Origin of the sequence: Streptomyces tauricus, assembly GCF_014650955.1 — a bacterium.
Classification (GTDB): domain Bacteria; phylum Actinomycetota; class Actinomycetes; order Streptomycetales; family Streptomycetaceae; genus Streptomyces; species Streptomyces tauricus.
In genome coordinates this window covers 1-6,759 of sequence record NZ_BMVY01000080.1, presented here as the reverse complement: position 1 = coordinate 6,759, position 6,759 = coordinate 1, and the positions used below count along the sequence as shown (strand labels likewise).

1 protein-coding gene is annotated in these 6,759 nt (G+C 73.5%); it reads right to left on the bottom strand.

Features of this window, described 5'->3' with window-relative positions; translation table 11 throughout:
• The coding region (locus tag IE278_RS41455) for a type I polyketide synthase (RefSeq protein WP_189780202.1) at window positions 1–6,759 on the bottom strand (6,759 nt) is incomplete at both ends.

Here is a 6,759-nt window from a genome sequence, read left to right as displayed (position 1 = left end):
CACCGCCCACAGCACCGGCTGGACGACATCCACCCGCTCCAGCGGCCCACCGTCACCGCGCAGCACCTCCAGCAGATCCCACTCCACGAACGGACCCAGAGCCCGCCCGCACTCCTCCAGGCGCGCGGCGAACACCGGTGAGGAATCCAGGAGTTCGACGGCCATACCGACCCACTGCGAACCCTGCCCCGGGAAGACGAACACGGGCGCGGCGCCACGGCGGCCGGAGCCGTGCAGCACGCCGGGGTGCCCGCCACCGGTGGCCAGAGCGTCCAGTCCGTCCAGCGCGGTCGCCCGGTCCGCCGCGAGGACGACCGCGCGATGGTCGAACGTCGTCCTCGACGTGGCCAGCGAGAGCCCCACATCGGCGATGTCGACGGTCTCGTCCGCCCGGACGAAGGCGGCCAGCCGCTCGGCCTGGGCGCGTACGGCCTCGGCGTTCCGGCCCGTGACCACCCAGGGGAAGATCCCGGTCCGTGGCCGCTCGACGGATCCGGAGGGGTCAGCGGATCCGGAGAGATCGGCGGATGCGGAAGGGCCGGCCGGTCCGGAAGGGTTGACGTGCCCGGAAAGGTCGGCCTGCCCGGAAGGGGCGGCGGGCCCGGAGCGGGCGTCCGTCCCGTTCGGCGCGGGGGGCTGTTCCAGGATCACGTGGGCGTTGGTGCCGCTGATGCCGAAGGAGGAGACGGCCGACCGGCGCGGACGGCCGTTCCGCGGCCACTCCCGGGCCTCCGTCAGCAGTTCCACCCGCCCCGCCGACCAGTCGACGTGCGGGGTCGGCTCGTCCACGTGCAGCGTCCTGGGCAGCGTGCCGTGCCGCATCGCCTGCACCATCTTGATGATCCCCGCGACACCGGCGGCGGCCTGCGTGTGGCCCATGTTCGACTTGATGGACCCGAGCCACAGCGGCGGGCTGTCCTGCGGACGGTCCTGCCCGTACGTGGCCAGCAGTGCCTGCGCCTCGATGGGGTCGCCGAGCCGGGTACCGGTGCCGTGCGCCTCCACCGCGTCCACGTCCGCCGTGCCCAGGCCAGCGTTGGCGAGCGCCTGCCGGATGACGCGGCGCTGGGACGGACCGTTCGGGGCCGTCAGCCCGTTGGACGCGCCGTCCTGGTTGGTCGCGGTGCCCCGGACGATCGCGAGCACGGGGTGACCGTTGGCGCGGGCGTCCGAAAGACGCTCCACGAGGAGCATGCCGACGCCCTCGCCCCAGCCGGTGCCGTCGGCGGACGCGGCGAAGGACTTGCTCCGGCCGTCGGCGGCGAGTCCGCGCTGGCGGCTGAACTCCACGAACGTCCCCGAGGTCGCCATCACCGTCACGCCGCCCGCGAGCGCGAGGGTGCACTCACCGGTCCGCAGCGCCTGCGCGGCCAGGTGCAACGCCACCAGGGACGACGAGCACGCCGTGTCCACGGTGACCGCCGGACCCTCAAGACCGAGCGTGTAGGAGACCCGCCCGGAGGCGACACTGCCGCCGCTGGCCCCGCCTCCGTAGTCGTGGTACATCACTCCGGCGAACACCCCGGTCGCGCTGCCGCGCAGGGAGCCCGGGGCGATCCCGGCGCTCTCGAACGCCTCCCACGAGGTCTCCAGCAGCAGCCGGTGCTGCGGGTCGGTCTCCAGTGCCTCGCGCGGTGAGATCCCGAAGAACTCGGCGTCGAAGTCGGCCGCGTCGTAGAGGAAGCCGCCTTCACGCGCGATGCACTTGCCCGGCTTCCCGGGCTCGGGGTCGTAGAGGCCGTCGACGTCCCAGCCCCGGTCGCGGGGGAACTCCGCCACCGCGTCCACGCCGTCGGCGACGAGCCGCCACAGGTCGTCGGGGGACGTGACCCCGCCGGGGAACCGGCAGGCCATGCCCACGATCGCGATCGGTTCGTCGACGCGCGCCTGGGCCCGTACCGGCGCCGCGGTCTCGCCCGCGCCGAGGAGTTCGCCCATGATGTGCCGGGCGACCGCGTCGGAGCTGGGGTGGTCGAAGACGAGGGTGGCGGGCAGCCGCAGGCCGGTGGCGGCGCCGAGAAGGTTGCGCAGTTCCACCGCCGACAGGGAGCTGAACCCGAGCTCGGTGAACGCGCGCGCGGGCTCGATGGAGCGGGCGTCCTCGTGGCCGAGGACCGCGGCGACGTGCGTACGTACCAGGTCGAGCAGCGCGCGGTCGCGTTCCGCCTCGGGCAACGCGTCCAGCCGGCGCCGCAGTGACGCCGCGCCACCGGAGCGGGCCGCCCGGCGGGCGGGCGGTTTGACCAGGCCGTGCAGGACGGCCGGGACGGCGCCGGAGGCCGCGAACGACCGCAGGACGCCGAGGTCGAGCCGGACGGGTACGAGTTCCGCCGTGCCGGCGGACAGCGCCCGGTCGAACAGCGCGAGCCCTTCGGTGACCGTGAGGGGCGGCATCCCGGAGCGCCGCAGCCGCTCGGTGTCGGCGTCGGCGAGAGTGCCCGCCATGCCCTCCGCCGAGGCCCATGGGCCCCACGCCAGCGAGACCGAGGGAAGACCGAGCGCGTGGCGGTGTGCGGCGAGGGCGTCCTGGAATGCGTTGGCCATCGCGTAGCCGGCCTGTCCGGCGCCGCCCAGCGTGCCCGCGACGGAGGAGAACAGCACGAACGCCGACAGATCCATGTCCCGGGTCAACTCGTGCAGGTGCCAGGCCGCGTCGGCCTTCGGCTCGAGAACGGTGTCCAGCCGGTCGGGCGTGAGAGCGGTCAGGATTCCGTCGTCCAGCACACCGGCCGTGTGCACGATGCCCGTCAGCGGGTGCTCGATCCCGGCGAGGAGTGCGGCTACGGCGTCCCGGTCGCCCACGTCACAGGCGGCGACCGTGACCTCGGCACCGAGCCCGGCCAGCTCCGTACGAAGCTCGGGGGCGCCGGGCGCGCCGATCCCCCGGCGGCTGGTCAACAGCAGGCGCCGTACGCCGTGTTCGCGCACCAGGTGCCGGGCCACCAGCGAACCGAGGCCGCCCGTACCGCCGGTGATCAGTACGGTTCCGGCCGGGTCGAAGGAGACAGTGTCCGTACCGCCGGCCGCCCTGACGAGCCGGGGGACCCGCACCTCGGCGCCGCGCACGGCCAGTTCGGGCTCGCCACGGACCGCGAGGGCGGGCAGTGCGGGGACCGTGTGACCGAGTACGCGCTGCTCGCGCTCCTGCGGGCCGCTCTCGCCCGCCTCCTCTCCCTCATCCGCTACTGCTTCCAGGTCCACGAGGACGAAGCGGTCGGGGTGTTCCGTCCGGGCGGTGCGGATCAGGCCGCGTACGGCGGCTGCCGCGAGATCGCCCGGACGCTCGCCGTCGGCGGTGACGGCCGCTCCCCGGGTGACCACCACCAGCCGGGCCTCCTCCAGCCGTTCGTCGGCCAGCCACTCCTGGACGACGCGCAACGTCTCGTGCGCGACCTCCCGCACGCCCGCCGGGACGTCGTCGGTGCCCGACGGGCAGGCCCATACGACGACGTCCGGAACCGGCTCCTGCGCGAGCGCGGCCAGGTCGGCGTACGCCGGGACGTCCTGGGGCAGGCCGCAGCGGTCTGTTCCCAGCACCGCCACGCTCGGCGCGGCCGGGGGCTCGCCGATCGGGCCGGCCGCCAGGGCCGACCAGGCGACGGTGAACAGCGAGTCGTCCGGGCCGTCCGGGACGGCGAGTTGACCGGGGGTCACCGGCCGCGACACCAGGGAGTCCACCGACAGGACCGCCTGTCCGGTCTCGTCGGCCACCAGCAGGCTCACCCCGGCGGCGCCGGTACGGCGGACACGGACGCGTGCGACGGGTGCTCCGGCGGCGTGCAGCCGGACCCCGCTCCACTCGAAGGGCAGGACGACCCCGCCGCCCTCGTGGTCTTCCCCGGCGCCCTCCCCATCGCCTTGCCCGTCGAGGAGGATCGCGTGCATCGCGGCGTCCAGGAGGGCCGGGTGGATGCCGTACTCGGCGGCCTCGGCCCGGTCGTGCTCGGGCAGCGCGACCTCGGCGAACAGTTCGTCGCCGCGCCGCCAGGCGGCACGCAACCCCTGGAACGCCGGGCCGTAGCCGAACCCGCGGTCGGCAAGGGTCTCGTAGACGCCGGCCAGATCCAGGACGGCAGCGTCCTCGGGAGGCCAGATCGCCAGGTCTTCCTCGAACGGCGCACCGCCCGAGAATCCGCCCGGGGAACCATCCGAAGAGCCGCTCGCGGACAGGAGCCCGCTCGCGTGCCGCGTCCACGGCAGGTCGGGCGAGGCGTCGTCGGAGTGGGCGTAGACGCCGACGCGGCGGGCGCCGTCGTCGTCGAGAGCGCCGACCATGACCTGGACGTCGACGCCGCCGTGCTCCGGCAGCACGAGCGGCGCTTCCAGGGTGAGCTGCCGCAGTACGTCGCAACCGACTTGGTCCCCAGCCCGTACGGCCAGTTCCACGAAGGCGGTGCCCGGCAGCAGGAGCGCGCCGAACACCTCGTGGTCGGCCAGCCACGGCCGGTTGCCGGTCGACACCCGGCCGGTCAGCACCACGCCGTCGTTCTCCGGGGACGCCACGGCGGCACGCAGGAACGGGTGCTCGGCGGCGGTCTGACCGAGCCCCGACACATCACCCGCGGCCGTGGGGGTGTCGAGCCAGTAGTCCTGCCGTTGGAAGGCGTACGTGGGCAACTCGACCCTGCGTGCGCCACGTCCGGCGAACACGGCCTGCCAGTCCACCGGGACCCCGTGCGCATGGATCAGACCGATGGCCGCCCTCAGCTCCCGCTCCTCGGACCGGTCCCGGCGAAGCACCGGCACGACGACCTCCACGGCTTTGCCCGTGGCCTGGTCCGCGTCCCCTTCCACGGCCTCGTCCGTGGCCTGCCCTCGGACCAAGGCGGACAGGACTCCGTCGGGACCCAGCTCGACGAAGCGGGTCACGCCGGCGGAGCGGAGGTGCGCGACCCCGTCGGCGAACCGGACCGCCTCACGGACGTGCCGGACCCAGTAGTCGGCCGAGTCCAGGCCTTCAGCCGGTCCGCCGGTCACGTTCGAGACGACCGGGATGGCGGGCGCGTTGTAGGTGATGCCCTCGGCGACCTCGCGGAAGGCGTCGAGCATCGGGTCCATGAGCGGGGAATGGAAGGCGTGCGAGACCCGCAGCCGGTTCGTCTTCCGACCCAGTGCGGCGAAGTGGGCTTCGACAGCGGCGACTTGGGCGTCCGCGCCGCTGACCACGACCGAGGTCGCACCGTTGACCGCCGCGATCGCCACCGCCGCGTCGTCCAGCAGCGGAGCGACCTCCTCCTCGCTCGCCTGGATCGCGACCATCGCCCCACCCGAGGGCAACGCCTGCATCAACCGGCCGCGCGCCGTCACCAACTTGGCCGCGTCACCGAGCGAGAACACCCCCGCCACATGCGCCGCCGCCAACTCACCGATCGAATGACCCGCCAGGAAGTCAGCCCGTACGCCCCATGATTCGAGGAGCCGGAACAACGCCACCTCGACCGCGAACAGACCGGCCTGCGTGAACACCGTCTGCCCCAGCAACTCCGGCTCGGACCACATCACCTCGCGCACCGGCCGGTCGAGATGCTGGTCCAGGGCCGCACACACCTCGTCGAGCGCTGCCGCGAACACCGGGAAGGCCTCGTACAACTCCCGGCCCATACCAACCCGTTGCGCACCCTGCCCCGAGAACAGGAACGCCGTCAGTCCCGCCGTGACCGCACCACGCACGACGCCCGAACGCGGCTCGTCCAGCGCGATCGCGGCCAGCCCGCGAAGTCCGGAGGCCCGGTCGTCGGCCACCGCCACGGCACGGTGCTCCCACGCCGTACGCGAGGTCGCCAGCGACAACCCGACATCAAGGGGACGCAGTTCCGGCCGGGCCTCCACGTACGCGCGCAGTTTCTCCGCCTGTGCCCGGAGCGCGTCGGCCGACTTGCCCGAGAGGACCCACTCCACGGGGGCGGGCGCCGGGCCATCCTGGGCATCGGTGTCGGCGGGTTCGGGTGCCGCTTCGATGATGACGTGGGCGTTGGTGCCGCTGATCCCGAACGACGAGACTCCTGCCCGCCGCGGACGACCATCGGTCCGCGGCCACTCCCGGGACTCGGTCAGCAACTCCACCGCACCCGACGCCCAGTCCACCTCCGGCGTCGGAGCATCCACATGCAGCGTCCGGGGCAGGACCCCGTGATCCATGGCCTTGACCATCTTGATGATCCCCGCCACGCCCGCGGCTGCCTGCGTGTGCCCGATGTTCGACTTGATCGACCCCAGCCACAACGGCGGCCCGCCCTCCGGACGGTCCTGCCCGTACGTGGCCAGCAGCGCCTGCGCCTCGATCGGGTCGCCGAGTGTGGTGCCGGTGCCGTGCGCCTCCACCGCGTCCACATCGGCGGTACCGAGGCCCGCGGTGGCCAACGCCTGCCGAATGACCCGGCGTTGGGACGGACCGTTCGGCGCCGTCAGACCGTTCGACGCGCCGTCCTGATTCACCGCCGTACCCCGCACCACCGCCAACACCGGATGACCATTGCGCCGCGCGTCCGACAACCGCTCCACCAGCAGCATCCCCGCGCCCTCACCCCACGAGGTGCCATCGGCCCCGGCCGCGAACGACTTCGCCCGCCCGTCCGGAGCCAGACCCCGTTGACGGCTGAACTCGATGAACGTCTCCGGCGTCGCCATCACCGCGACCCCACCCGCCAACGCCAGCGCACACTCCCCCGACCGCAACGCCTGCACCGCAAGATGCAACGCCACCAGTGAGGAGGAGCAGGCGGTGTCGACGGTGACCGCCGGGCCCTCAAGCCCGAGCGT